The following is a 3,459-nucleotide window of genomic DNA, read 5'->3' as shown; positions in this document are numbered from 1 at the left end:
CCCCATGGGCCTGTGGGTACCGTTCGGCAGCCATACCCACTTACATACCAAACGCTTGTTCAAATCCCTGTAGCCGCTAGATTTGTGCTGACAACAACAATGAACCCGACCCTGCGGAGGCTTTTATGGCCAGGCAAGCACTGCATCAGACCTATCCCTAATGAACATGATCGACCCGGTATGCGCGGGCGACATCCTGACCCGGACAGCGGACCTTTATCCGCACAACATCGCCATGGCGGACGGGGGTCGTGCCCTTACCTACCGAGAGTTTGAGAACCAGGCTGACCGCAAGGCTCGCAGTCTGCTTGGCCTCGGGCTGGAAGCAGGCGAGCCCGTGGGCTTACTCGCCCGTGACTGCCTGGAATCGATGGTGAGCTACATGGCTTGTGCCAAGGCCAACCGGTATTCGCGCCGGTGAACCTGGGGCTGAACCAGGTCTCCCCCTGTTTTCCCTGCGGAAAACTGGGTCAGACCTCGGTTCACGATCCCGGCTTCAGGTACCGTAGGTTTTCAATAACTGTCTGGACAATGCGGCACGGTGGACCTGGTCGGGGCCATCGCCGATACGTATATAGCGTGCGTACATCCAGGCTTCCGGCAGGAAGGTGTCCTGGCTCACCCCGGCGCCGCCATGGACCTGAATGGCCCTGTCGATCACCCGCGCCGCCATGGAGGGCACCACGATCTTGGCCGCTGCAATCAGGTCTTTTGCCGCCTTGTTGCCTTCCTGGTCCATCTTGTCGGCGGCTTTCAGGGTCAGCAGCCGGGCCTGTTCGATCTCGCAGAAGGAATCGGCGATCTCCTCACGTACGGAGTCAAACCGGGACAGCTTACGCCCGAAGGCCTCGCGCTGCTCCGCCCGCTGACACAGCATTTCCAGTGCGCGCTGGGCGCAACCGATCAGCCGCATACAGTGATGGATACGCCCCGGCCCGAGGCGGCCCTGGGCAATCTCGAACCCACGCCCTTCCCCGAGCTGCATATTCGCAGCCGGCACCCGTACGTCGTCATAGACAATCTCCGGATGGCCCACAGGAGCCTCGTCGTAGCCGAATACGGTCATATCGCGGATGATGTTGACTCCCGGGGCATCCTTCGGCACCAGGATCATGGACTGCTGACGATGCCGATCGGCGTTGTCCGGGTCAGTCTTGCCCATGACGATCAGCAGCTTGCAGGCCTCGTTCATGGCGCCGGAAGTAAACCACTTGCGACCATTAATTACATACTCGTCACCGTCACGCCGGATCTCGCACTGGATATTGGTGGCATCACTGGAGGCCACCGCCGGCTCGGTCATTGAGAAGGCGGAACGGATCTCGCCCGCCAGCAGGGGCTCCAGCCACTGCTGCTTCTGCTCCGGAGTGCCGAACATCGACAGTATTTCCATATTGCCGGTGTCGGGTGCCGAGCAGTTGAATAGCTCAGACGCCCACTGGATACGGCCCATCTCCTCCGCCAGGGGCGCGTACTCCAGATTAGTCAGCCCCGCGCCATGATCTCCCGGAAGAAACAGATTCCACAGGCCCACGGACCTCGCCTTCGCTTTCAGCTCCTGAACAATCTCCGGCGTCCGGTAGCGGTTCTCACCGCCTATCTGCTCCCGGTACCGATGCTCTACCGGGCTGACTTCCTCGGTCATGAATTGCCGGACCTGATCCAGAAGATCCCGGGCTTTTTCCGACTGGTGAAATAACATAATCTGGTCCTCGATTTTCGAGTAACGGATTTCTGGCTGTTAAAGGCCGTGGGAGGCCGGGTCAACCTTCGAGAAAATATGCTCCCAGTAGAGTTGGGCAAGCTCTTCCCGGCTTTCGACCTGACCTACCCTGGCTGCCCAGGCTGACAGAATCGGACGAAACTCATCCAGCATGGCTTTTGCGTCTTCCAGCCCATAGCGTTCTTCATACTGTTCTGCCAGGGTCTCCATATCTTTCGCGATAAAATCACTGGTTGTGCTCAGCAATGACTGATCCGCTTCATGGAAGCGCGCACCTTCTTTACGTACCAGGTCGAAGCTTTCCTCAGCGGCTTCCACATAGGTCCACGAGATGGCGGCATTACCTTCGGCAGCACTCCTTATCAGAATCTCCCGCTCCTCATCGGTGAGCGATCGCCACAGATCCTGATTGGTCTGGAACGAGGCAAAAGGGAAAACCCCGCCGGGAACGGCCATTGTCAGATCTGTTACCAGGCCGACCAATCCATAGTTCTGTATTTCAGGACTGGAAAGGGCAATACAGTCCACAATGCCCTGAGAAATGGCTTCCCGCATTTCGTTGGCAGACATCGTTACAGGCGTAGCACCCACAGCCTCCGACCAGCGCGCAAAATTGCCTGCACCAACCCGGACCCGCTTGCCACCGATATCCTTCAGCGACACAACAGGCTCATCACACATCAAGCCATAGGCCGTGCCTGCCGCATGTCCCAGGTAAACCTGGTTTTGCTGTTCAAACCGATCGATGCATTCAGGGCAGCGAAACATTATGAATTCCGACAGCGCCGCACCGAACGCAACCCCCTCCTTTCCGGCTTCCAGCTCATCTTCCAGCGTAAGCAGCATGGAGGATTCCGCCAGCAGGTTAATCGGAGGAAACTCACCGGCGTGGTATGGGGTCAGGATCAGCCCCATATCGGCGATGCCGTCCCGAATACCGGAGGACATTTCCGCGAAACTGAGTAACGACAAGGGGAAGATCTTCACAGTCAGTTCGCCATCGGAGAGTTCATCGACCTGTTCGGCATAAAATTCAACGGCCTCATAGACAGGAGTTCCCGATGGAGCACCAAGTGCATAGTTGAGCTCACGAGAGTAAGCGGCAGAGGACATCAACACTGCGGAGGCTAATGCGACCATTGAAAGGCCCCAGGTGCGGTTTTTTGTTTTCATTGTTTGCTCCTCATGATCTTAACCCGATCAGGGTAGTAGTCCGGCAGGTTTGCCAGAGATTCTCAGCGAGTCATACAACCATAGTCCAGCATGGCCCGTTGGCGGTTTGCTGATTTCGGCATCCCGGTAGTTCGCGGCTATCTGGTCTGACAGCCAGGGCTGTTTTGAGCGGACTCGCAGGAAAGCGCCGTGAGACATCAAGCAGTACAGGCATGGTTGTCGCTACTGGTGGCCACCATGATCATTTCCCGCCCGGCCCGGCCCGGCTCAGGTCTCATCGGATTCCATCAGGTCATCGTGCATGGCCACAAACGCCCGTAACTGGCTCGGGCGATGGGCATGGCCCAGGAACACGTTGGGAATGAAGCCCATTTTCTCCTGCAGGGTTTCAATGCGGCTTCGCAGGTCATCAGCAGCGCGGTGATATCCGGGACGGGGAAACGCGAAACGGGACGACTGTCGGGCATGGGAACGCCTCCGGCGTGCAGGGTTTAACCCACGCTATCCGGCCCGGCCAGACAAGTGTCCGCGCAAGGGTGAAGTCCGTCCGCCCAAGACCACTC

The 3,459-nt window shown here is 58.1% G+C and carries 4 protein-coding genes; 2 read left to right on the top strand and 2 right to left on the bottom strand.

The features are described 5' to 3' along the window. Positions 1–160: 160 nt before the first annotated feature. A complete protein-coding gene (locus tag NA637_RS24260) occupies positions 161–421 on the top strand; it encodes an AMP-binding protein (protein ID WP_256075084.1) in 261 nt (86 codons plus the stop codon). A gap of 75 nt (positions 422–496) precedes the next feature. On the opposite strand, the gene NA637_RS24255 is transcribed toward NA637_RS24260, so the two are convergent. Together NA637_RS24255 and NA637_RS24250 are read right to left on the bottom strand one after the other, a co-directional pair. Further along, positions 497–1,702, bottom strand: coding sequence for an acyl-CoA dehydrogenase family protein (locus NA637_RS24255; protein WP_256075082.1), 1,206 nt, complete (start codon positions 1,700–1,702; stop codon positions 497–499). Between the two features lie 39 nt (positions 1,703–1,741). Next, positions 1,742–2,896 (bottom strand): C4-dicarboxylate TRAP transporter substrate-binding protein, encoded by a 1,155-nt coding sequence (locus tag NA637_RS24250; protein ID WP_256075078.1) that lies wholly within the window; start codon positions 2,894–2,896, stop codon positions 1,742–1,744. Positions 2,897–3,085: 189 nt separating this feature from the next. Here NA637_RS24250 and NA637_RS24245 point away from each other — a divergent pair, with 189 nt between their 5' ends. Continuing rightward, the gene (locus NA637_RS24245) at positions 3,086–3,217 is read left to right on the top strand and encodes a hypothetical protein (RefSeq protein ID WP_256075077.1); all 132 of its coding nucleotides are present in this window, start codon (positions 3,086–3,088) and stop codon (positions 3,215–3,217) included. Positions 3,218–3,459 lie beyond the last annotated feature (242 nt).

Source organism: Stutzerimonas stutzeri, assembly GCF_024448935.1.
GTDB lineage: Bacteria > Pseudomonadota > Gammaproteobacteria > Pseudomonadales > Pseudomonadaceae > Stutzerimonas > Stutzerimonas stutzeri_AO.
The sequence above is the reverse complement of the archived record's forward strand: the minus strand, read 5'-3'. Positions and strand labels throughout refer to the sequence as shown.